At 67.5% G+C, this 21,667-nt stretch carries 20 protein-coding genes; 13 read left to right on the top strand and 7 right to left on the bottom strand.

All coding sequences use genetic code 11. The annotated features are described in order from the left end of the window. Positions 1-48 precede the first annotated feature (48 nt). Complete coding sequence (locus PHP91_RS02885; RefSeq protein WP_300136583.1) at positions 49-396, bottom strand: TraR/DksA family transcriptional regulator; 348 nt, start codon at positions 394-396, stop codon at positions 49-51. Between the two features lie 157 nt (positions 397-553). Between PHP91_RS02885 and PHP91_RS02890 the strand changes: the two genes are divergently transcribed. From PHP91_RS02890 to PHP91_RS02930, 9 genes are all read left to right on the top strand, one after another. Beyond that, positions 554-994, top strand: a complete 441-nt coding sequence (locus PHP91_RS02890; RefSeq protein WP_300136586.1) for a DMT family transporter — start codon at positions 554-556, stop codon at positions 992-994. 14 nt (positions 995-1,008) lie between these two features. Continuing rightward, on the top strand, positions 1,009-1,872 hold the full coding sequence (locus tag PHP91_RS02895) for a UbiA-like polyprenyltransferase (RefSeq protein ID WP_300136588.1): 864 nt from the start codon (positions 1,009-1,011) through the stop codon (positions 1,870-1,872). Between the two features lie 27 nt (positions 1,873-1,899). Beyond that, positions 1,900-3,210 carry a mechanosensitive ion channel domain-containing protein gene (locus PHP91_RS02900; protein WP_300136591.1) on the top strand — a complete coding sequence of 437 codons (1,311 nt, stop codon included), beginning with the start codon at positions 1,900-1,902 and terminating at the stop codon, positions 3,208-3,210. After that, positions 3,203-4,045 carry a GNAT family N-acetyltransferase gene (locus tag PHP91_RS02905; protein WP_300136593.1) on the top strand — a complete coding sequence of 281 codons (843 nt, stop codon included), beginning with the start codon at positions 3,203-3,205 and terminating at the stop codon, positions 4,043-4,045. The genes PHP91_RS02900 and PHP91_RS02905 overlap by 8 nt, the downstream gene beginning before the upstream one ends. Before the next feature lie 3 nt (positions 4,046-4,048). Further along, positions 4,049-4,483: a rhodanese-like domain-containing protein gene (locus PHP91_RS02910; RefSeq protein WP_300136596.1), complete on the top strand. Its 435-nt coding sequence runs from the start codon at positions 4,049-4,051 to the stop codon at positions 4,481-4,483. Between the two features lie 93 nt (positions 4,484-4,576). After that, a complete protein-coding gene (locus tag PHP91_RS02915; RefSeq protein WP_300136599.1) occupies positions 4,577-5,818 on the top strand; it encodes an NYN domain-containing protein in 1,242 nt (413 codons plus the stop codon). Between the two features lie 74 nt (positions 5,819-5,892). After that, complete coding sequence (locus tag PHP91_RS02920) at positions 5,893-7,071, top strand: homoserine O-acetyltransferase (protein WP_300136602.1); 1,179 nt, start codon at positions 5,893-5,895, stop codon at positions 7,069-7,071. Continuing rightward, positions 7,061-7,690, top strand: a complete 630-nt coding sequence (gene metW, locus PHP91_RS02925; protein ID WP_300136605.1) for a methionine biosynthesis protein MetW — start codon at positions 7,061-7,063, stop codon at positions 7,688-7,690. Before PHP91_RS02920 ends, metW begins: the two co-directional genes overlap by 11 nt. Positions 7,691-7,781: 91 nt before the next feature. Continuing rightward, positions 7,782-12,374: a PAS domain S-box protein gene (locus tag PHP91_RS02930; protein ID WP_300136608.1), complete on the top strand. Its 4,593-nt coding sequence runs from the start codon at positions 7,782-7,784 to the stop codon at positions 12,372-12,374. A gap of 9 nt (positions 12,375-12,383) precedes the next feature. Here PHP91_RS02930 and selD read toward each other — a convergent pair whose 3' ends face one another. The 5 genes from selD to PHP91_RS02955 form a co-directional block, all read right to left on the bottom strand. Further along, the gene (gene selD / locus PHP91_RS02935) at positions 12,384-13,433 is read right to left on the bottom strand and encodes a selenide, water dikinase SelD (RefSeq protein ID WP_300136611.1); all 1,050 of its coding nucleotides are present in this window, start codon (positions 13,431-13,433) and stop codon (positions 12,384-12,386) included. 300 nt (positions 13,434-13,733) lie between these two features. Continuing rightward, positions 13,734-15,371: an AMP-binding protein gene (locus PHP91_RS02940; protein WP_300136614.1), complete on the bottom strand. Its 1,638-nt coding sequence runs from the start codon at positions 15,369-15,371 to the stop codon at positions 13,734-13,736. 93 nt (positions 15,372-15,464) lie between these two features. After that, positions 15,465-16,013, bottom strand: a complete 549-nt coding sequence (locus PHP91_RS02945) for an XRE family transcriptional regulator (RefSeq protein ID WP_300136617.1) — start codon at positions 16,011-16,013, stop codon at positions 15,465-15,467. Between the two features lie 226 nt (positions 16,014-16,239). Beyond that, entirely contained in the window at positions 16,240-17,880 is a 1,641-nt protein-coding gene (locus tag PHP91_RS02950) for an AMP-binding protein (protein ID WP_300136620.1), read from the bottom strand. 6 nt (positions 17,881-17,886) lie between these two features. Continuing rightward, a complete protein-coding gene (locus tag PHP91_RS02955) occupies positions 17,887-18,444 on the bottom strand; it encodes an XRE family transcriptional regulator (protein ID WP_300136623.1) in 558 nt (185 codons plus the stop codon). A 254-nt stretch (positions 18,445-18,698) separates the two neighbouring features. On the opposite strand from PHP91_RS02955, the gene PHP91_RS02960 reads away from it, so the two are divergent. Genes PHP91_RS02960 through PHP91_RS02970 form a run of 3 tightly spaced genes read left to right on the top strand, consistent with a single transcriptional unit; the run spans position 18,699 to position 20,110 of the window. Next, positions 18,699-19,355 carry a metallophosphoesterase gene (locus PHP91_RS02960; RefSeq protein WP_300136626.1) on the top strand — a complete coding sequence of 219 codons (657 nt, stop codon included), beginning with the start codon at positions 18,699-18,701 and terminating at the stop codon, positions 19,353-19,355. Next, a complete protein-coding gene (locus PHP91_RS02965) occupies positions 19,356-19,826 on the top strand; it encodes a 23S rRNA (pseudouridine(1915)-N(3))-methyltransferase RlmH (RefSeq protein WP_300136629.1) in 471 nt (156 codons plus the stop codon). 11 nt (positions 19,827-19,837) lie between these two features. Beyond that, positions 19,838-20,110, top strand: a complete 273-nt coding sequence (locus PHP91_RS02970) for a hypothetical protein (protein ID WP_300136632.1) — start codon at positions 19,838-19,840, stop codon at positions 20,108-20,110. Here the strand turns inward: PHP91_RS02970 and PHP91_RS02975 are convergent. After that, positions 20,083-20,739 (bottom strand): RsmG family class I SAM-dependent methyltransferase, encoded by a 657-nt coding sequence (locus tag PHP91_RS02975; RefSeq protein WP_366141526.1) that lies wholly within the window; start codon positions 20,737-20,739, stop codon positions 20,083-20,085. The two genes, PHP91_RS02970 and PHP91_RS02975, sit on opposite strands and share 28 nt — an antisense overlap. Before the next feature lie 363 nt (positions 20,740-21,102). On the opposite strand from PHP91_RS02975, the gene PHP91_RS02980 reads away from it, so the two are divergent. Further along, a complete protein-coding gene (locus PHP91_RS02980) occupies positions 21,103-21,660 on the top strand; it encodes a cytochrome c3 family protein (protein WP_300136635.1) in 558 nt (185 codons plus the stop codon). The last annotated feature ends 7 nt before the right edge of the window (positions 21,661-21,667 follow it).

Raw genomic sequence — 21,667 nt, forward strand, 5'->3', positions numbered from 1 at the left:
GTCGCCGCGGCGCGGTCGCGGCGTGTTGTGTCTTCGGTCGGCTTGGCTTTAAGCGCAGCGGTTCAGGCCGTCCTCCAGCGCCGACTGGCAGTGGACGCACAGGCGGGCCGAAGGGTTGGCCTTGAGCCGGGCCAGGCCGATCCGGTCGCCGCACTCCTCGCACTCGCCGAAGTCGGCGTCGGAGACGCGGCGCAGCGCGTTCTCCAGCTCCATGATCCGGGCGGTGCGCCGCTTGCGCACGGCCAGGTTCACGCCCTGGAGGGTGAGCTGGCTCGCGAAGTCGGTCTCGTCCGGGCAGTTTTCCAGGACGAAGGGTTCGTTGGTGTCCTGCCCGCTGAGCACGGACAGGGTATGCATCAGGTGGTTGCGAATGGCCTTGCGGTTGGTGTTGGTCATTTGGGTCGCTCCCGGTTGAAGGTGGTCCGTTGCCCCGGTCTACCCCCATCCCGGGGCCGTTGAATGGCGCTTGGGTTACGGAGAGCCGACAGTTTGCGCCCATCCGCGCGTCCCTAAATCCGTGGACGAACCCTCCCGATCGCGGTACCCTGCGCGCATGAAGTGGATATTCATCTTGCTGGCCCTGGTGGCCGGGGCGGCCATGCCGGTTCAGGCGGGCATCAACCTGCGGCTGCGCTACGCCATGGGCGACCCGATCTTCGCGGCCTTCGTCTCGTTCGCGGTGGGGGCCGTTGCCCTGGCCGCCTACACCTTCGCCGCCCGGCCGGTCCCGACCCTGGCCATGGCCGCGTCCGCGCCCTGGTGGGCGTGGACCGGCGGCCTGCTTGGGGCCTTCTTCGTCACCATCACCATCATCCTGGCCCAGCAGATAGGGGCGGCGTCCTCCATGGCCTGGCTCCTGGCCGGCCAGTTCCTGGCCGCTCTGGTGCTGGACCATTTCGGCCTGGTCAGCTATGCCGTGCACGCGGCCTCGTGGCCCCGGCTGCTCGGGGTGGTCCTGGTCGTGGCGGGCGCCATTCTGGTCAACAAATACTGAGGGAAGGGAAGCGGATGTCCATTGCACGGGATCTCGGCCTGGTCTGCCGGATGATAAAGATCGAGCACTCGGTGTTCGCCCTGCCGTTCGCCTTCGCCGGAGCGTTCCTGGCGGCGCGCGGCTGGCCCGGCGCGTGGAGCCTGCTGGTCCTCACCGTGGCCATGGTCGCGGTGCGCTCCTTCGCCATGGCCTTCAACCGCTATGCGGACCTGGAGATCGACCGCGAGAACCCCCGGACCCAGGGCCGCCCCCTGGTCACGGGCGAGCTCTCCACCCGGTTCACCCTGGCCTTCATCGCGGCCACGGCCCTGATCTTCGTGGGCGCGTGCGCGCTGATGAACCCGCTGTGCCTGCTGCTCTCGCCCGTGGCGCTGGGGGTGAGCGCCTTCTACAGCTTCTGCAAGCGGTTCACCTACTGGTGCCATTTCGTGCTCGGCGCGGTGCTGGGGCTGGCCCCGGTGGCGGGCTGGCTGTGCGTGGACCCGGTCTTCACCCCCGCGGCCGCGCTGCTTTTCCTGGGCGTGACCCTGTGGGTGGCCGGGTTCGACCTGCTCTATGCCTGCCAGGACGCGGACTTCGACCGCGAGCGCGGGCTGTGGTCCATCCCGGCCCGGCTGGGCGTCCCGGCGGCCCTGGCCGTCTCCAGCCTGGCCCACGCCGTGGCCGCCGCGTGCTTCCTGCTGGCGGGCTGGGTGGCCGGGCTGGGCGGGTTCTACTTCCTGGTGGCCGGGGCCATGGCCGTGGTCCTGGTGGCCGAGCACCTGCTGGTCCGGCCCGACGACATGAGCCGGGTCAACGTGGCCTTCTTCACCCTGAACGGCGTCATTTCCGTGATCCTCTTTTTCGGCGTGGCCGTTGATCTGTGGCGGGCCTCCTGACGCCACGGACGCTAGCCGGAGGTGACGATGGAGCAGCGACTGGCCGCCGCCTATGAGTTCCTGCTGACCTGGTTCCAGGCCAACGTCCTGACCTGGAACACGGCCGCCCAGTGGGTGTGCGTGGCCCTGGCCTATGTCCTGACGGCCCTGGCCTGGCGCGGGTACGAGCGCCGCCTGCTGGAGCGGGTGGACGCCAAGGGGTTCGGCGGCATGGTCCGGGCCGTGGTCCGGGCCGTGGTGGACGTGGGCAATGTGGCCGCGTTCGTGGTGGTCCTGGAGGCGTGCGCGGGCGTGTTCCGCGCCCTGGAGCGCCAGCCCGGCGTGCTCGGCGCTGCCTGCGACGTGGCCGTGGCCTGGATCGTCATCCGCCTCCTGACCTCGATCATGCCCAACCGCGCCCTGGCGCGCGGCGTGGTCTCCCTGGTCTGGGCCGTGGCCGCCCTGTCGGTCTTCGGCCTGCTTTCGCCCATCACCGATTTTCTCGGCGGCCTGCGCCTGACCGTGGGCGGGACCTCGTTCTCGGCCCTGGGCGTCATCAAGGGCGTGGTCCTGGCCGTCATCTTTCTCCAGGCCGCTTCCCTGGGCGTGCAGTTCGTCAACCGGCGCATCGCCACGGCGCGCGGCCTCTCGCCCTCGCTCCAGGTTCTCCTGGCCAAGGGGTTCAAGCTCGCGCTTTACACCTCGGCCGTGCTGGTGGCCATGTCCTGGGTGGGCATCGACCTGACCAGCCTGGCCATCTTCTCCAGCGCGCTCGGCGTGGGCATCGGCTTCGGGCTCAAGACCATCTTCTCCAACTACGTGGCGGGCGTCCTCCTGCTCATGGACCGCTCCATCAAGCCCGGCGACACCATCGAGGTGGGCGGCGTCTTCGGCGTGGTGCGCGACATGCAGGGCCGCTACACCTCCATCCTGGCCCGCAACGGCAAGGAATACCTAATCCCCAACGAGCAGCTCATCACCGGCGAGGTGGTCAACTGGACCTACACGGACCGCAACATCCGGCTGGAGGTCCCGGTGGGCATCGCCTACGAGTCGGACCTGGACAAGGCCATGGCCCTGCTGCCCGAGGCCGCCGGCGCCGTCCCGCGCGTGCTGGCCTCCCCGCCGCCCGCGCCCCGGCTGGTGGGCTTCGGCGACAACTCGGTGAACCTGGAGCTTCGCTTCTGGATCGCGGACGCCGAGGCCGGGCTGGCCAACGTCGAGAGCGACGTGCTGGTGCGCATCTGGCATCTCTTCCACGAGAACGGCATCGCCTTCCCGTTCCCGCAGCGGGACGTGCTGCTCAAGCCGGACTCCACCCTGACCGTGAAGCTCGACAAGGAGACGGACCATGAGTGACGCGCCGACCATCCGGACCATGGGCCGGGAGGACGTGGACTTCGCCATGGCCCTGGCCACGGGCGAGGGCTGGAACTCCGGCCTGTCCGACGCAGAGAGCTTTTTCGCCGCCGATCCCGAGGGCTTCTTCCTGGCCGAGCTGGACGGCAGGCCCGTGGGCTGCATCTCGGCCGTGCGCTACGGCGACGGCTTCGGGTTCGCCGGGCTGTACATCATGATCCCGGAGGCGCGCGGCCGGGGCTGGGGGCTGCGCCTCTGGAACCACGCCCTGCGCCGTCTGGACGGATGCGCCAACATCGGGCTGGACGCGGTCCCGGCCCAGGAGGCCAACTACGTCCGTTCGGGCTTCGCCACGGCCTACCGCTCGGCCCGGTACGAGGGCGTGGCGGGAGGGACCGTTCCCGAAAGCGTTCATCGGCTTGGGGAGGCGGACTTCGCGGACGTGGCCGCCTATGACCGGCAGTGTTTCCCGGCCCCGCGCGACGCGTTTCTGCGCGCCTGGCTGGCCGCGCGCGGCAGCCACGCCTTCGGCGTCCGGCGGGGCGGCGTCCTGGCCGGATACGGCGTGATCCGCCCCTGCATCCGGGGCTGCAAGGTCGGCCCGCTCTTCGCCGACGACGCGGCGGCCGCCCGGGACCTGCTGGAGGCCCTGACGGCGTCCGTGCCGGGCGAGACCTTCTACCTGGACGTGGCCCGGCCCAACCGGGCGGCCGTGAAGCTTGCGGAGGGGCTCGGCCTGACCGAGGTCTTCGCCACCGTGCGCATGTACACCGCCGGGCAACCGGCCGTGGACCTGGACAAGGTCTTCGGCGTGACCTCCTTCGAGCTGGGGTAGGCCGTGCGTTGGCTGGGCATCCTCATCACCGCCATCGTCCTCTTCATCGCCTGGGACGTGACCTGGTGGCTCGGGTTCGGGGTCTCGGACATGAGCCCCTGGACCCTCAGGCAGATGGTGGAGCAGCACAACGCGCCGGTGATCATCGACGTGCGCACCCCGGCCGAATACCGCTCCTTCCACATCCCCGGGGCCATCAACGTGCCCTGGCCCGCCACCCTGGCCGAACTGGCCTACGCCTCGCCCGACCCGGACAACCCCATCGTGGTGGTGGGGCTGACCGGCCACCGCTCCCCCCAGGTGGCGCACCAACTGACCGCGGGCGGCTACACCGCCGTGACCAACGCGCCCTGGGCCATGCTCGCCTGGAAGCTCCTGGGCGGCGTGGTGGTGGAGGGGGCCAGCCCCGGTCCGCTGCCGGCCGCCACGGGCTCGTGATCGGGCGCGATTTGTTATCAGATATCTTATTTACTTATCGCACCGCTTTTGTTAGCTTCCTTTGAAATTACGTTCGAACCGGGAGACCTGCCCATGCCGATTTTCAAGAGCGCGCTTTTCGTCGACTTCGACAACATCTACCTCAGCCTGAAAGGCCAGGACCAGCGGTTGGCCGACAGCTTCGCCGAGCATCCGGACCGCTGGCTCCAGTGGCTCGAAAACAACGTGCTCGTACGTGACAGGGGCATGGAAAGGCGGGAGGTGCTGGTCAGGAAATGCTATCTCAACCCCTCCTCGTTCAGCCGGTTCCGGCCTTATTTCATCAAGGCGGCGTTCAGCGTGGTCGACTGCCCGACCCTGACCTCCCAGGGCAAGAACAGCTCGGACATCCACATGGTTCTCGACATCCTGGAGACCCTGGACAAGGAGAACCCGACCTACGACGAGTTCATCATCTTTTCGGGCGACAGCGACTTCCGGCCGGTGCTCATCAAGCTGCGGGAGAACGCCCGGCTTACCACCGTGCTGACCGTGGGCGGGGCGAACCTGGCCTACAAGGCGGCGGCCACCGTGCTCCTGGGCGAGGAGCGGTTCATCGACGAGGCCCTCGGGGCCGACGTCAACGCGGACCTGGAGCTGGACCTGGGCGCGGCCGAGGACGAGGCCGAGGCGGCGGACGAGGACATCCGGAAGGACATCGCGGAGCTCGTGCTGCGGATGGTCCGCTCCGCTTCGACGCCGACGGTCATCGCCACCATCGGCGACGCCATCCGCAAGCGGTATCCGGACAGGCGCTCCGACGACTGGTTCGGGGCGGGGCGGCTGAAGGATTTTCTGTCCTCCCTCGACCTCGACGGGCTGGAGATGTCGTTCGCCATCCCCGGCTACGTCTACGATCCGGAAAAGCACGCGCTGCCCGAAGCCGAGGCCGCGAGCAACCCCTTCCTCGAAGCGCATCCCGACATTTTCGATCTGGCCAAGCAGGTCCACCAGTTGACGGACACGCCGCTGCTCTCGCCCGAGACCTACGCCGTGCTCTTCCGGGAGCTGGCCTCGTCCATCAACGAGAACGGCCACGGCTTCACGGAGACGTCCCGCAGAGTCAGGGACCGGTGCGTGGCCAGCGGGGCGGCCATCTCGCGCCAGCAGGCCAACTTCGTCATCTACGGGCTGTACCGGTGCAAATACCGTTTCGACAAGGAGGCGCATTCGGCCAAGGAGCTGGCGGAGGCCTTTGCCCAGAACGTCTACAACATGTGCCTGTCGGCCCAGATGGAGATGAACGAGGCCCGGCGCAAGCTTTTCTTCGCCTGGCTGTTGCCCAAGGCGGCCTGATCCGCCCGGGGGGGTGATCCCGGCCTTTGCCCCGGCCATTGACCCCGGACCCGGCCTGCCTTACCTTCCCCGGAATGGAAGCGAATCTTGATCTCGGCCCCTCGGTTGGGCAGGTTGAAAAACGGTACTTCACCTTCGGCGACGAGGGCGGGGGACTCAAGCTGGACTGCGGGCGCGAGCTGGCCCCGGTGACCCTGGCCTACGAGACCTGCGGCGAGCTCAGCGCCGACCGGTCCAACGCCATCCTTGTCTGCCACGCCCTGACAGGGGACTCCCACGCTGCGGGATACTACCACCCCGACGACCCCAAGCCGGGCTGGTGGGACCGCATGGTCGGGCCGGGCAAGCCCGTCGACACCAACAAATATTTCGTCATCTGCTCCAACGTCATCGGCGGGTGCATGGGCTCCACCGGGCCCATGTCCGAAAACCCGGCCACGGGCAAGCCCTATGGCGCGGCCTTTCCGGTGGTGACCATCGGCGACATGGTCCGCTGCCAGCGGCGGCTGGTGGACCACTTGGGCATCGACACGCTCCTGGCCGTGGTGGGCGGGTCCGTGGGCGGTATGCAGGTCCTGGAGTGGGCCGTGCGCTATCCCGGCCGGGTCCGGGCCGCCATCCCCCTGGCCACCACCACCAAGCACTCGGCCCAGGCCATCGCCTTCAACGAGGTGGCCCGCCAGGCCATCATGGCCGACCCCAAGTGGAACCACGGCGACTACTACGACGCCGGGCGGCCCGAGCACGGCCTGGCCGTGGCCCGCATGGTCGGCCATATCACCTATCTTTCCGACGAGTCCATGCGCCAGAAGTTCGACCGCCGCCTCCAGGACCGGTGCGAGCTCTCCTTCGACTTCGAGGCGGACTTCCAGGTGGAGTCCTACCTGCGCTACCAGGGCAACAAGTTCGTGGACCGGTTCGACGCCAACTCCTTCCTCTACCTGACCAAGGCGGCGGACTACTTCAACCTGGAGAACCGGCACGGCGACGGCTCGCTGGTGGCCGCCTTCTCCCGATCGAAGAGCCGCTACCTGGTGGTATCCTTCACCTCGGACTGGCTTTATCCCACCTACCAGTCGCGGACCATGGTCAAGGCCATGAAGAAGAACGGGCTCGACGTCAGCTTCTGCGAGATCGAAGCCCCGTGGGGGCACGACGCCTTCCTCCTGCCCAACGAGCGGCTGGAGGCCCTGCTCCGGGGATTCCTGGACCGCGCCCACGCAGACCTCACGGGAGGTGGCCATGCGTTTTGATCTCCAGGTCATCGCCTCCTGGATCGAGCCGGGCTCCAAGGTCCTCGACCTCGGCTGCCGCACCGGCTCGCTGCTTACGCACCTGACGCGCGAGAAGGGCATCAAGGGCACGGGCGTGGAGATCGACGAGCGGGCCGCGGGCGAGGCCATCGCCAAGGGGCTGACCGTCATCCACGGCGACATCTACGAGGAGATCGAGGACTACCCGGACGACGCCTTCGACTACGTCATCCTCTCGCGCACCCTGCAACAGGTGGCGGACCCCACCCGGCTGATCCGCGAGATGCTGCGCGTGGGACGGCTCGGCGTGGTCTCGTTTCCCAACTTCACCCACATCCGCAACCGCTTCCAGATGTTCTTCCAGGGCCGCGCGCCCATCTCGCGGGAGTTGCCCTACGAGTGGCACAACTCCCCGAACATCCACGTGGTGCCCATCGTGGACTTCCGCCGCTTCTGCCGGGACCTCTCCGTACCCATCGTGCGCGAGGTGGCCATCTCCACCCACCACCACGACGACAAGGGGCGGATCATCACCTTCCTGCCCAACCTGCTGGCCACCTTCGGCATTTTCCTGCTGGGCCGACCACAGTCCCAGGCGCGTCGTCCGGTCTTCGCCTGAATTTTGGGGGAGTGACACATTTATAAGGGATTCTTCTTGTCATCTGGGATAGAACGCTATTGAATCCTCACGTCACCCCAATACGCATGCCATGACCAGCGACGCCAGCAAGACCAAAGCCCAGCTCATCGAGGAGCTCAATCTGCTGCGCGCGCGGTCGGCGGCGAACCCGGTCCGCGAGCTGCTGGACCACTCGCCGCTGCCCTACATGTCCGTGGACGGAGAGGCCCGGCTCCTGGCGGTCAACCGGGCCTGGCTGGACATGCTGGGCTACGGGAGCGAGGACGAGGTCGTGGGCCGGGGTATCGGCGAGTTCCTGGACGAGGCATCGAGGCGGCGGCACAATGACGTCTTCCCCGGCTTCCTGGAACAGGGGGCCGCGAGCGGCCTGGAGTACACCTTGCTGCGCCGGGACGGTTCGCCGGTCCTCGTCAGCCTGGACAGCCAAATGGAGCGGACGGGAAAGGGGGCGCGCGCCCACGCCATCCTGCACGACATCACGGCCCGGCGCCGGAGCGAGCGCCGCCTGTCGATCAGCGAGCAGCGGTTCCGGGGGCTGTTCGACGCCACGGCCGACGGCATCCTCTTCACGAATCTCCAGGGCGTGATCGTCGAGGTCAACCCGGCCCTGGCCACCCTGCTGGGCCGGACCCGCGAGGAACTGCTCGGCGTGAGCGCCCACTCCCTGTCGCCCGACGAATTCGGTCCGCACATCGGGTCCGTCTTCTGTGACCCTGCGGTGGGCCAGGGCCGCTGCGGCGAGTATGAGAAGGCCTACTACCATGCCGACGGCAGCCTGGTGCCGGTCCTGGTTCACAACGGGGTCATCCGGGACGAGAAGGGCGCCCCCCAGGCCGCCTGGGCTCTCGTCAAGGACCTTTCCGGCCAGCGGGAGGCCGTCCGCTCCCAGCGCCTCTACCGGATGCTGGCCGAAAATTCCGGGGACGTTCTCTGGACCCTGGATAACGAGCTGCGGATCACCTACATCAGCCCGTCCATCAGCTCGCTGCGGGGGTACCTGCCAGAGGAGATGATCGGCCGGAGCGTTCTGGACGGGGTGACGCCCGCCTCGCGGGTGTGCATCGAGAAGGCCTACTGGAGGCTCATCGCCGACGAGGCCGAGTCGGCGGACTCCGAACCCCGTCTGAACGAGGCCGAGCTGGTGCGCAAGGACGGCTCCACCGTCTGGGCGGAGGTGGTGGTCCGGACCATGCGCAACGAAAAGGGCGAGCGCATCGGTTTCATGGGCGCCACCCGGGACATTTCCGAGCGCAAGCGGATGGAGCTGCGGGTGCGCGACAGCGAGCGTTCCCTGCGCGCCCTGTTCGAGGCCACGGCCGACGCCATGGCGCTGCTCTCGCGGGAGGGAACCATCCTCACGCTGAACCGGAACATGGCCGAGCTGCTGCGGCTCGATCCGGCGAAGGCCGTGGGCAGGCCCGTGCTGGATTCGCTCTCCGGGCGGCTCAGGGAAGAATTGCGCCAGGCCTTCGGCCACGTCGTTTCGAGCGGGGGGGCGTCCAGCCTGCAGGCGTCGTTCCGGGGCCGCGAGCTGGACGCGGCCATGTATCCCGTGACGGACGAGGCCGGGCGGATCTCCAAGGTGGCCGCGTACGTCCGCGACGTTACCGCCCGCATCCAGGCCGAGCAGGCCCTGGAGCAGCGCGCGGTCCAGTACCGGCGCATCGTGGAGACGGTCAACGAGGGCATCATGGGCCTGGACGCGGGCGGCCGGGTGACCTACGCAAACCGCAAGACCGGCGAGTTTCTGGGGCGCGGCGTGGGGCGGATGCTGGGCCAGCCCGTGGCCGGCTTCCTGGCGCCCGAGGTGCGGGAGGCCATGGAGGGACGCTTTCTGAGCCCCGGCGAGGCCGGTCCCGGCCGGTTCGAGTGCCGGTTTCTGCGCGAGGACGGCGAGGAGGTGTGGGGACTGGTCTCGGCCGCGCCGCTGCGCGAGGAAAGCGGCGAGTTCATCGGCGTCTTCGCCATGATCGCCGACATCACGGAGTCCAAGCGGGCCGAGGCGCTGCTGCGCGAGAGCGAGGCCCGATACCGCAACATTTTCGAGCACTCCGTGGCCGGGTTGTTCCAGTCCCTGCCCGAGGGCCGCTTCCTGAACGTCAACCCCTCCCTGGCCCGCATCCTGGGCTACGACACGCCCGAGCATGTCATGGAGAGCGTGACGGACATCTGGACACAGCTCTATGCCGATGTCGGCGACCGGACCCGGATGCTGGCGGAACTGCGCCGCGAGGTGGACATCCGCGACCACGAGGTGCGGATGCTGCGGCGGGACGGAGAGGTCCTGTGGGTCGCGGTGAACGTGCGGGCCGTGCACGACGCCGAAGGGCGTCCGGAGATGTACGAGGGCAGCATCGTGGACATCACCGAGCGCAAGCGGGCCGAGGAGGCCCTGCGCCTGACGCAGTACTCGGTGGACGTGGCCCCCATCGACATCTTCTGGGTCGACGAGCGCGGTCGGCTGGTCTACGTCAACGAGGCGGCTGTGAAGAGCCTCGGCTACTCCCGCGAGGAAATGCTCACGATGAGCATAAGCGACGTCAACAGCGAGATCGGCAAGGGGGAGTGGGCGTCCTACTGGGCCGACCGCCGGTCCCAGGGCATCCTCCGGTTCGAGGCGGTGCACCGCCGCCGGGACGGCTCACCCATGCCCGTTGGCGTCACCAGCCACCACCGGCGGTATGGCGGGCGGGAGCTCCTCTTCGCCTACGCGTACGACCTGACCGAACGCAACCGGGTGGAGGAGGAGCTCCGGCGCAGCCAGGAGCTGCTCAACGAGGTGCAGCGCATCAGCCGGACAGGCGGCTGGGAATACGACCTGGAGGCCAACGAACTGCACTGGACGGAAGGGCAGTACCGGCTGCACGGGGTGCGGCCCGATTCCCGTCCGTTCTCCTTTGACGCGTGCCTGGACCGTTACGTCCTACCGGAAGACCGGGCCAAGCTCGCCTCGGTGTTCACCAGGGTCATTCGCGACAAGCGGCCGCTGGAAGTGGAGTACCGGCCCGCCCTGCCGGGGAACGAGGAGACCATCCTGGTGGGCAAGGCGATTCCCGAGCTGAACGCTGCGGGCGTGGTCCGCCGCGTCTACGGCTCCACCCGGGACGTGACCCTGGAGCGGCGCGCCGCAGAAAACCTGCGGAAATCCCACGAGCGGCTGCTGACCATCCTTGACGCCATCGACGCCGACATCTTCGTTTCGACCCTGGATGGCGAGGTTGTGCTCTTCATGAACGCCCACATGCGCGAGGCGTTCAACGCCGCGCCCGAGGATGCGCAGTGCCTCGACCTGTTCCGGGACGATCCCGACCAGCGCGGGCCCGAAGCCTCGAACCGGCTGCTGAACGAGGCGGGCGAGCCGGTGGACACCCTGGTCCGCGAGCGCTACAACCCCCGGACCCGGCAATGGTCCCTGGACCATGACCGGGCCATCCGCTGGCTGGGGGGCGAGATGGTCCACATGCATATGAGCGCGGACATCACCGAGCTCAAGAACATGGCCGAGGACCTGCGCGTGGCCATGTCCGAGGCCAAGGCCGCCAGCCTGGCCAAGAACGAATTCCTGGCCAACATGAGCCACGAGATCCGGACCCCGCTCAACGGGCTGCTCGGTATGCTTCAGATCCTCCAGCTCTCCGACCTGGACGAGGAGCAGCGCGACTACCTGGACACCGCCGTGAACTCGGGCCGCAACCTGCTCCAGATCCTCAACGACATTCTGGACCTGTCCAAGGTGGAGTCGGGCAAGCTGGAGCTGGAGGGGCAACCCTTTGAGCTCGGCGAGTTGCTGGAGTCCGTGGTTTCGGTCTTCCGCTTTCAGGCGGAGGCGCGGGGGCTCTCCATCGACTGGCGCATCGACGAGTCCCTGCCCCGCCACTTCATCGCGGACAAGGGGCGGCTCCGGCAGATTCTCTTCAACCTGGTGGGCAACGCCTCGAAGTTCACCGAGACCGGCTGGATAGAGGTGGCGGCCTACCCCCTGGCCATTCCCATGCCCGACGGCCGCGTCCGCATCTTCTTCGCCGTGTCCGACTCCGGCATCGGCATTCCCGACGGCAAGCTGGACACCGTGTTCGATCCCTTCACCCAGGTGGACGGCTCCTCCACCCGAAAGTACCAGGGCACCGGCCTGGGACTGGGCATCGTGCGCCGCCTGGTCACGCTCATGGGCGGCAACGTCTCCATGGAGAGCGATCTCGGCACGGGCACCACCGTGGCCTTCACCGTGGGGGCCGACTGCGCCGAGCACTCGGCGGGCGGCCCGGCGGTCCCCGCTGCGGAAGGGGCGGGAGGCCTCTCCATCCTCGTGGCCGAGGACGAGCGCATCAACCGGGCCGTGGTCGAGCATCTGCTTGGTCGCCTCGGGCACCGCGTGGTCTGTGTGGAAAACGGGGAAAAGGCCTTGGATGCGCTCCGGGCCGGACAGTTCGACTGCGTGCTCATGGACATTCAGATGCCGGGCCTGGACGGCATGGCCATCACCAGGGCCATCCGCGAGGACCTGGGGCTGTCCCTGCCTGTGGTGGCCCTCACGGCCCACGCCATGAAGGGCGACCGCGACCGGTTCCTGGCCGCAGGCATGAACGGCTACGTGGCCAAGCCCTTCGACCTGTCCGTGCTGGAGGCCGAGCTGCACCGGGTCGTGGCCGAATGGGCCGGATAATTCCCAGGATCAGACGATGCGCAGCAGGGGCGCTTCTCCGTTTCGGGGCAGGACCGTACCGATGGGCGCGGCCAGGTCGCCCGCCGCGCGCAGCAGGGCCGCCGCCTCGTCCACCCGCTCCGGCGGAACGGCCAGGACCAGCCCGCCCGAAGTCTGGGCGTCGAACATCATGTCCACCCACACCGGGTCGAGCCCTTCGGCGACGAACACCTTGGGCAGGTAATGGTTGCGGTTGCAGATGGAGCCCGCGGGCATCAGCCCCATGCGCGCCAGGTCCAGGGCCTGGCCGATGAGCGGCACGGCCTCCATGCGCAGCTCCACGGTCACGCCGCTGGCCTGGGCCACCTCGATGAGATGGCCGCCCAGGCCGAAGCCGGTCACGTCCGTGGCCCCCTTGAGGCCCAGGCGGTCGATGACCTCGCCGCCCGCCTTGTTCAGCCGGCCGCAGACCTCGAAGAGCACGTCCTCCATGGCCTCGCAGCCCGGCATCTCGCCCTTGACCGCCGTGGAGAGCACGCCCGTGCCGATGGGCTTGGTAAGGAGCAGTTCGTCGCCGGGCCGGAACCCCCGGTTGGAGGCGAAGCGGCCCGGGTCCACCAGCCCGGAAACGGCCAGCCCGAACTTGATCTCGTCGTCCTCCACGCTGTGCCCGCCCGCGGGCACGGCCCCGGCCTCCAGCACGGTGTCCAGCCCGCCGCGCAGGACCTCGGTCAGCACCGAGCCGGGCAGTTTCTTCATGGGAAAGCAGACGATGTTCATGGCCGACCAGGGCGTGCCGCCCATGGCGTAGACGTCGGACAGGGCGTTGGCCGCCGCGATGCGGCCGAAGCGGTAGGGGTCGTTCACCGTGGGGGTGAAGAAATCGACGGTCTGGAGCAGCGCCTTGCCCTGCGGAAAGGACAAGATGACGGAGTCCTCGTTGTCGCCCGGCTTCCCGGCCAACACGCGGTCGTCCTCCACGGGCCGCAGCCCGGACAGTGCCTGCTCCAGGTCCCCCGGAGCGATCTTGGCGGCTCAGCCGGCCGCCTTGACCATGCTCACCAGCTTCAGCTTGGTCATGCGCATCTCCTTTGCCCCCGTTCTAGCAGAGAGACGGTCGATTGCAAAGGCGGGCCTGCGTCTATTCGGGAGGGGGCAGGAAGGAGCCTCCGGTCGCGCGGTAGCCAAACAAAAGGGCGGCTGCATTTGTTGGCGAAGTTCAATCGGCCAGACCGCCGGGGAACTGCCGGATGTTGGGCGCAAGAAAAATCCAGAGCCTCGCTTGGTTAAAACCACGCGAGGCTCTGGATTTTTTGCGGCAACGACGCGGATGGCCGTTTCTCGGCGACCTGGGGCGGCCCTTGCGGGCCGCCCTTTGTCTTACTTGGCGTATTTTTTCAGGTCCGCCTCGCGGATTTCCTTGCGTTTGATCTTGCCGCTGATGGTCTTGGGCAGCTCGTCCACGTATTCGATGACGCGCGGGTACTTGTAGGGCGCGGTGACCTCGCGGACAAAGGCCTGGAGGGCCTTGGTCAGCTCCTCGGACGGCTCGTAGCCGGGGGCCAGGACCACCGTGGCCTTGACCAACTGGCCGCGCACGTCGTCCGGCAGGCCGGTGACGGCCGCCTCGATGACCGCGTCGTGGGCCACCAGGGCGGACTCCACCTCGAAGGGCCCGATGCGGTAGCCCGAGCTCTTGATGAGGTCGTCGGTGCGGCCCATGAACCAGAGGTAGCCGTCCTCGTCGGCCCAGGCCTTGTCGCCGGTGTGGTACCAGCCGTCGAACTTGACCGAGGCGGTCTTCTCCGGTTCGTCCATGTAGGCGTCGAACAGGCCGATGACCGGCTTGTCGATGCGAATGCAGATTTCGCCTTCCTCGCCCTGGGGCACCTTGCGGCCCTCTTCGTCCATGAGCTGGATGTTCCAGCCGGGCACGGGCTTGCCGATGGACCCGGGCTTGGGCTCCATGAACTTGAAGGTGGCCACCTGGAGGGTGGTCTCGGTCTGGCCGTACCCTTCGTAGATGGGCATTCCCGTGGCCTTCTTCCAGTCGTGGAAGACCGAGTCGTTGAGCAGCTCGCCCGCCGTGGTGCAGTGGCGCAGGGCGGAGAGGTCGTACTTGGAGAGGTCCTCGCGCACCAGGAAGCGGTAGATGGTGGGCGGTGCGCAGAAGGTGGTGACCTTGTTGTCCGCCACGACCTGGAGCAGGTGGGCGGGCACGAACTTGCCCCGGAAGTCCCAGACGAAGATGGCGGCCCCGGCCATCCACTGGCCGTAGAACTTGCCCCAGACCGATTTGCCCCAGCCCGTGTCGGACACGGTCAGGTGGACGTCGTCGGGCTCCAGGTCGTGCCAGAGCGCGCCGGTGGTGTAGTGGGAGTAGGCGTACTTGTGGTTGTGAACGACCATCTTGGGCAGGCCTGTGGTGCCGGACGAGAAGAAGATGACCATGGGATCGTTGCCGCAGGGCGTGTCGGCGGAGCGCGGCAGCTCGGGCGCGCCTTCGGCGAGCAGGGTGTCGTAGCCGACCCAGCCGTCGCTCGGCTCGCCCTCGACCTGGACCAGGTGCTTCAGGCCGGGGCAATCGGGCCGGGCCCGGTCCACCCGCTCGCGGATGGAGTCCTCGCAGATGATGGCCGAGATGCCCGCGTAGTTGACGCGCTCGGTGATGTCCTTCCTGGTCAGCAGGGACGGGGAGGGGATGGGGATGGCCCCGATGCGGTGCAGGGCGAGCATGACCGTCCAGTACTCCAGGCGGCGGTAGAGCACGAGCATGACCCGGTCGCCCTTCTTGGCGCCGCGCGCGAGCAGGGCGTTGGCCAGGCGGCAGGAGGCCTGCTGGAAGAAGGCGAAGTCGAACTCGCGGCGGTGGTAGTCGTCGTCCACATGGATGAGCGCGGTCTTGGCCGGGTCCATGTGGTCGAGCACGTCGTAGGCGAAGTTGAAGGTGTCGGGGCACTCGGGTTTGTACCGGGCCGCCAGGTCCTCGTAGCTCTGATATTCCTCTTTGCTGTACATTCTAATCATTCTCCGTGATTCCAAATAGTTGCTTTGCTTCTGAACAAGACCGGCGACCATGCGGTCCGGGCGGGCCGGAGCTTCCGGCCAGCCCTATAGAATCACGTCGAGGAACTTGACGTCCCGGCCGTCCAGGCCGCGCAGGGCGTGGGGCGTCTCGGAGTTGAAATAGAGGGAGTCGCCGGGCTCAACGATGATCGGTTCGCCGCCGAGACGGACCTCCAGGCGGCCCTCCAGGACGTAGATGAACTCCTGGCCGCGATGGGAGGTCTCGGTCATCTCGTCGCCGCTCTTGGGCGGCACGGTGATGAGGAACGGCTCCATCTCGCGCCCGGCGAACTTGTAGCCCAGGCTCTTGTAGTCGTAGTCCTTGCGCCGGTCCACGGCGAATCCTTCGTTCTTGCGGACCAGGGCGTAGGACTTGAGGTGCGGCTCGCGCCCGGAGATGAGCGTGGTAAGGTCCACCCGGCACAGGCGCGAGACGTCGAGCAGGTAGCCCACGGGAATCTCCACCGAGCCGGACTCGTACCGTTCCACCTTCTCCTCGGACATACCGAGCAGGTCCGCCATTTCCTTGACCGTCCAGCCGATGCCCTCGCGCAATCCGATCAGGCGCGGGGCGATCTCCTTGTACTGTTCCATGCCTTCCTCCTGCCATGGCGATGAGTGATGCGCCGGGGATGGTCCCGGCGGCCCGGAAGCCGGGAGGCTGCCGAGGCGTTTGCGTTTCGTTGAAGACGCCGCAGGGCGGCGCGGGGGGCAGTTGCGGGGGAAAATCGTCGCGGGAGTGACTGCCTGTCGTCGTATCGTCGAAAAACGGGGGAAGCCTTGCGGATGCGCGGCTTCCCCCGGAGTCGTGTCGCTTGGCCTAGGCGTCCGGCCAGAGGTCGGCGGCCATTTCGCGCAGCTTGTACTTCTGCACCTTGCGCGAGGCGGTCATGGGGAACTCGTCCAGGAAGGTGACGTACTTGGGAATCTTGTACCGCGATATCTTGCCGCGGCAGAAGTCCATGACGTCCTCGGGCGTCAGTTCCGCGTCCTCCTTGAGCACCACGAAGGCCCCGACTTCCTCGCCGAACTTGCGGCTGGGCACGCCCGCCACCTGGACGTCGCGCACGCCGTCCATGTGGTAGAGGAACTCCTCGATCTCGCGCGGGTAGACGTTCTCGCCGCCCCGGATGATCATGTCCTTGAGGCGGCCGGTGATGGTCAGGTAGCCGTCGTCGGCCATGACGCCCAGGTCGCCGGAGTGGAGCCAGCCGTCCGCGTCGATGGCCTTGGCCGTGGCCTCGGGGTTGTTGTAGTACCCCTTCATGACGTTGTAGCCCCGGCAGCAGATTTCGCCGACCTCGCCGGTCGGCGCGGTCTCGCCCGTCTCCGGGTTGACGATCTTGATCTCGATCTCGGGCATGGCCGGGCCCACGGTCTCGGTCATGTGCTCGATGGTGTCGCCGGGTGTGGTCTGGGACATCACCGGGCTGCCCTCGGTCAGGCCGTAGCAGATGGTGATGTCCTTCATGTTCATGACGTCCATGACCTTCTTCATGGCGGTCACCGGGCAGGTGGAGCCGGCCATGATGCCCTTGCGCAGGTGCGAGAAGTCGAACCGCTTGAACATGGGGTGTTCGAGGATGGCGATGTACATGGTCGGCACGCCGTAGAGGGCGGTGCACTTCTCCACGTCCACGGCGTTCATGACGTCGAGGGTCACGAAGTCCTCCACGATGACCATGGTCACGCCGTGGTTGACGCAGGCCATGACCCCGAGCACGCAGCCGAAGCAGTGGAAGAGCGGCACGGGCAGGCAGAGCCGGTCGCCCGCGACGAAACCCTGGTTCTTGCCGATCCAGTAGCCGTTGTTGGTGATGTTGTAATGGGTGAGCTGCACGCCCTTGGGGAACCCGGTGGTGCCCGAGGTGTACTGCATGTTGACCACGTCGTGGACGTCGAGCCCGGCCTTGCGAGCCGCGTACCGCTCTTCCGTGACCACGGCGGCCATGGCCTGGAGCTCGGGGATGGAGTACATGCCCCGGTGCTTCTCATGGCCGAGGTAGAAGACCCGCTTGAGGTGCGGGAACTTGTCGGTGCGCAGGTGTCCCCGCTCCTGGACCTTCAGCTCGGGCACCAGCTCGTAGACCGTGGACAGGTAGTCGTGGTCCCGGTACTCGCCGATGATGAAGAGGTTCTCGGTCTCGGAGTTTTCCAGCAGGAACTGGAGCTCGTGGGAGCGGTAGTGGGTGTTGACCGTGAGCAGGACTGCGCCGATCTTGGCCGTGGCGAACTGGAGCGTGACCCAGTAGGGCACGTTGTTGGCCCACACGGCCACCTTTTCGCCCTTTTCCACGCCAAGGGCCATGAGGCCCTTGGCCACGGTGTCCACCAGGTTGTCGAACTCCCGCCAGGTCAGGCGGAAGTCGCGGTCGACGTATACCAGGGCCTCGTTTTCCGGATATTTCGATGCGGTCTCTTCCAGCAGTTGGCCGAGGGTGATTTCTCTGAGCGCTGCCATGACGACCTACTCGGGAAAGTAGAGAACGGCGTAGATTTCCGCCTTGCCGCCCGCCGAAGCGATGTTGTGCGGCACAACGGAGTTGTAATAGACCGAGTCGCCCGGCTCCAGGATGGACTCCTCCGCGCCGTAGATCAGGCGCACCTTGCCGGAGTGGACCACGATGAACTCCTCGCCCTCGTGGGAGGAGAGGGCCGTCTCCTTGGCGGATTCGGGGAGCATCTCGATGAAGAACGGCTCCATGTGGCGGTCTGTCTTGCCCTTGCCCAGGGAGTGGAAGATCATGCCGGGCTCGGCGTCGTCCACGTGGGTGATGAGCTCGTCCTCGCGCTCGGCCAGGCGGACGATGAGCGGGTCGCTCGACACCTGGTCGTCCATGAACGTGCCCAGCCGGACGCCGAGGGCGCGGGCCAGTTTGACCAGCGGGCGCAGGGAGGGGTACATGTCGTCCTCTTCCACGGCCTTGATGAATTCGTAGTCAAGCGCGGTGCGGCTCGCCAGGTCTTCGATGCTCAGCTTCTGTTTCTCGCGGTAGGATCTGATCCGCTTACCGACGGTGCTCATGCAGGGGGTCTCCTCAAAACTATGACGGTTGGACACATATGTAAAATCTTTGGCGGCTGTGCGCCGAAGACGACGTTCGTCGTCCCTGGCCTGTACCCGAAACGGGGAGGAATGTCACCACAAACCGGCCAGCGGCGCGGGGAAGGGACAAGCTCGCGGCGGAAGGCCAAATGGCTTTTTCCGCCCGGTCCGGTTTGACGCGGGGGAGCCTGGCGGTATAGGTTTTCGCCAACCCGAAGACAGGGAGCTCACCCATGTACTGGATAGCCTTTGGCGACATACACGAAGCGACCGGCGCGGTGGCGTCCGTCCCCGGCCTGGCCGGGGCCGAGGGAGTCATCATCACCGGCGACCTGACCAACCGGGGCGGCCGCGAGGCGGGCGAGCGCGTCCTCTCCGCCGTGGCCGCCGTCAACCCGCGCATCCTGGCCGTGCCGGGCAACATGGACACGGACGCGGTCCGGGACGTGCTGCGCGAGCGCGGGGCGGACCTGCACCTGCGCACCCGCGAGCTGGCTCCGGGGCTGGGGTTGGCGGGCGTCGGCCTGTCCACTCCCACGCCTTTCGGCACGCCGGGCGAGGTCCCGGAAGAGACCCTGGCCGGCTGGCTGGACGACTTGGCCGACAGGATTTCGGGCTTCGACCGGCTCGTGGCGGCCATCCACCAGCCGCCGCTGGGCTCGGCCCTGGACCGGATTTCGAGCGGCGCGCATGTGGGCAGCCCGGCCGTGCGCCGCTTCATCGAGCGGGTCCGGCCAGACGTGGTGGTCACCGGCCACATCCACGAGTCGCGCGGCGCGGAGCGGATCGGCGACACCCTGGTCGTCAACCCCGGCGCACTGGCCGACGGCGGCCATGTGCGCCTGGACTACGAGGGCGGCAGGCTCTCGGCAACCCTGCTGGGGGTGTAGATGCCGTCCATCGGTTTCGTCTGGGTGGGCAAGCTCAAGGAGCCCTTTTCCCGCGAGGGGTGCGACCTCTACTGGAAGAAGCTCTCGCGCTTCTACTCCCTGGACGAGGCCGTGGTCCGCGACGCGCCGGGCAAGCTGCCGCCCGCGGACAAGAACCGGTGCGAGGGCGAGGGCATCCTCTCCAGGTTCAAGAAGGGCGACGTCCCGATCCTCCTGGACGAGCGCGGCGACCGGCTGACCTCGCGCAAGCTGGCCGACCGGCTCCGGCGCTGGACCGAGGCCCCCAACCAGCGGCCCGTGTTCGTCATCGGCGGGCCCTTCGGCCTGTCGGACGAGGTCCGGGCGGCCGCGCGGGGGACCCTCCGCCTGAGCGACCTGACCCTGCCCCACGAGCTGGCGCGGCTCGTGCTGCTCGAACAGCTCTACCGGGCCGCCACCATCCTGGCGAACATGCCCTACCATCACGACTGAGGAGGCATCCCATGCTGGATTTCGACTACCTGGACCGCCTGCAACACTATTTCGAGAGCGGCGACTGCAAATTCGAGTTCGACAACAACGAGGAACGGCGCTTCGAAATCCTGGATTTCCTGGAGCGGCTGATGGAGCTGGGCGAGATAGCCGACGGCATGGCCACCAAGCTGATCTTCAAGGACGCCTACGCCTCGCTGACCACCGAGGAGGGCGCGGCCGCCGCCGAGGCCGAGGGCGAGGGGCTGCCGTTTAATCAGGCCGGGGAGAGCGACCAGAAATAGCGCGTCCCGCCCGCCGCCGGATAGTCGGCGCAGGGCCCGGCGCGCCAGCCTTCGGGCAGCGAATCGGGCGCGGGTTCGTTGGCCAGGACGACCACGGTCCCGCCGTCGGCCAGCAGCGGGCGCACCAGCCCGAGCAGCTCCCGCCAGGGCATGAAGGCCCGGCTCAGGACGAGGTCCGCGCGTCGGCCCTCGGTGCCGCCCGGCGCGGTCAGGGCGTCCTCGGCCCGGCCCAGGAGCACCCCGGTGTCCTTGAGCCCCATCCTTCCCACGGCGGAGCGCATGAACAGCGCCCGCTTCTCCCGCACCTCCACCAGCAGGTAGGTCCCGGCCCGCCACAGCGCGCGCAGGGGAATGCCCGGCAACCCGGCCCCGGCCCCCAGGTCCAGGGTCAGCGGCGCGTCCGGCAGCGGCAGCCCGGCCAGGAAGTCGGCCAGGTGCAGGCTGTCCGCCACCAGGGTGTCGAAGACCGTCTTCCAGTCCGCCTTGCCCACCAGGTTCATCTTCCGGTTCCATTTGACCAGTTGGTCCAGGTACAGCGCCAGGAGCGCGGCCTGGTCGGCCGATACGGGGCGCCCGAGCCGCGCGGCGGCGGCCTCGACCTGTTTCGGGGAGGGATTGGTTGCGGTCATGGGCTGGCAATATCCTGTTTCGGCCCGGCGCGCCAGTGGTCGGCGGCGTGGGGGCCGGACATGCGAAAGGCCCCGGAGGTGCGGGGCCTTTCTCATGGAGTGTAGGTGCCAGGGAATGGCGTCAAGGGAGTGTGCGGGTCCATGTCTAGCCCATCCCTTGGCCCGGGGCGTTGATCTGGATCAACGGGCGGAAGATTTTTCGCAACTTTTTCCCGTCTGGCGACTTCTCCCGGTTTTTTCCCCTCCCTTTGACTTTTTCCCCTTGTGGAGATATGGGCGCTAAATGGAGTGATGTCGGCCGGGTACGGGGGGTTTTGCGTCGGTCGGCATTCGGGGGAACATTCACCAAGAGAGGAGTGAGCAATGAAACGACTGCTGCTGTTGTGTCTGGCGGCGTGCGCCCTGCTCATGGCGTCCGCCGCATTCGCGGCCGGGCCCCATGACATGGAGTGCATGGAGTGCCACAGCACCCACTACGCCAAAGGCGATTACGCCGTGGGGGTGCAACCGCTTTCCGTCGACAACCCGGCCCGGACCCGGACCGGCATGAAGATCGTGGATATCGACGCCCTGTGCCTGGGCTGTCACAACGAGGATCAGGGCATCCTGCCCGTCAACCTGCACACCACCCACCCCACCGGGGTGACGCCGACCTATACCAAGGTGCCGCGCCAACTGCTGAAGAACGGCGTGTTCTCCTGCGTGAGCTGCCACAATCCGCACCCGTCCAACGCCAACTACAAGTACCTGGTCGCGCCCACGGAAAAGGGGGGCAACATGGGAACCTTCTGCGCCATGTGCCATCCCAACCAGTCCGATCCCAGCTCCGTGGCCGCCGCCAAGACCATGAACATCGTGGTGGACGGCCCCGGCGCGCCCATCGTGGCGGTCCAGCCCGCCCCGGAAACCAAGAAGAAGTAGCCGAAAC

It is taken from the genome of Pseudodesulfovibrio sp. (assembly GCF_028692895.1).
Classification (GTDB): Bacteria; Desulfobacterota; Desulfovibrionia; order Desulfovibrionales; family Desulfovibrionaceae; genus Pseudodesulfovibrio.

Coding starts and splice junctions, on each gene's coding strand:
- PHP91_RS02885 (WP_300136583.1), bottom strand. CDS start 396: ATGACCAACACCAACCGCAAGGCCATTCGCAACCACCTGATGCATACC.
- PHP91_RS02890 (WP_300136586.1), top strand. CDS start 554: ATGAAGTGGATATTCATCTTGCTGGCCCTGGTGGCCGGGGCGGCCATG.
- PHP91_RS02895 (WP_300136588.1), top strand. CDS start 1,009: ATGTCCATTGCACGGGATCTCGGCCTGGTCTGCCGGATGATAAAGATC.
- PHP91_RS02900 (WP_300136591.1), top strand. CDS start 1,900: ATGGAGCAGCGACTGGCCGCCGCCTATGAGTTCCTGCTGACCTGGTTC.
- PHP91_RS02905 (WP_300136593.1), top strand. CDS start 3,203: ATGAGTGACGCGCCGACCATCCGGACCATGGGCCGGGAGGACGTGGAC.
- PHP91_RS02915 (WP_300136599.1), top strand. CDS start 4,577: ATGCCGATTTTCAAGAGCGCGCTTTTCGTCGACTTCGACAACATCTAC.
- PHP91_RS02920 (WP_300136602.1), top strand. CDS start 5,893: ATGGAAGCGAATCTTGATCTCGGCCCCTCGGTTGGGCAGGTTGAAAAA.
- metW (WP_300136605.1), top strand. CDS start 7,061: ATGCGTTTTGATCTCCAGGTCATCGCCTCCTGGATCGAGCCGGGCTCC.
- PHP91_RS02930 (WP_300136608.1), top strand. CDS start 7,782: ATGACCAGCGACGCCAGCAAGACCAAAGCCCAGCTCATCGAGGAGCTC.
- PHP91_RS02940 (WP_300136614.1), bottom strand. CDS start 15,371: ATGTACAGCAAAGAGGAATATCAGAGCTACGAGGACCTGGCGGCCCGG.
- PHP91_RS02945 (WP_300136617.1), bottom strand. CDS start 16,013: ATGGAACAGTACAAGGAGATCGCCCCGCGCCTGATCGGATTGCGCGAG.
- PHP91_RS02950 (WP_300136620.1), bottom strand. CDS start 17,880: ATGGCAGCGCTCAGAGAAATCACCCTCGGCCAACTGCTGGAAGAGACC.
- PHP91_RS02955 (WP_300136623.1), bottom strand. CDS start 18,444: ATGAGCACCGTCGGTAAGCGGATCAGATCCTACCGCGAGAAACAGAAG.
- PHP91_RS02960 (WP_300136626.1), top strand. CDS start 18,699: ATGTACTGGATAGCCTTTGGCGACATACACGAAGCGACCGGCGCGGTG.
- PHP91_RS02965 (WP_300136629.1), top strand. CDS start 19,356: ATGCCGTCCATCGGTTTCGTCTGGGTGGGCAAGCTCAAGGAGCCCTTT.
- PHP91_RS02970 (WP_300136632.1), top strand. CDS start 19,838: ATGCTGGATTTCGACTACCTGGACCGCCTGCAACACTATTTCGAGAGC.
- PHP91_RS02975 (WP_366141526.1), bottom strand. CDS start 20,739: ATGACCGCAACCAATCCCTCCCCGAAACAGGTCGAGGCCGCCGCCGCG.
- PHP91_RS02980 (WP_300136635.1), top strand. CDS start 21,103: ATGAAACGACTGCTGCTGTTGTGTCTGGCGGCGTGCGCCCTGCTCATG.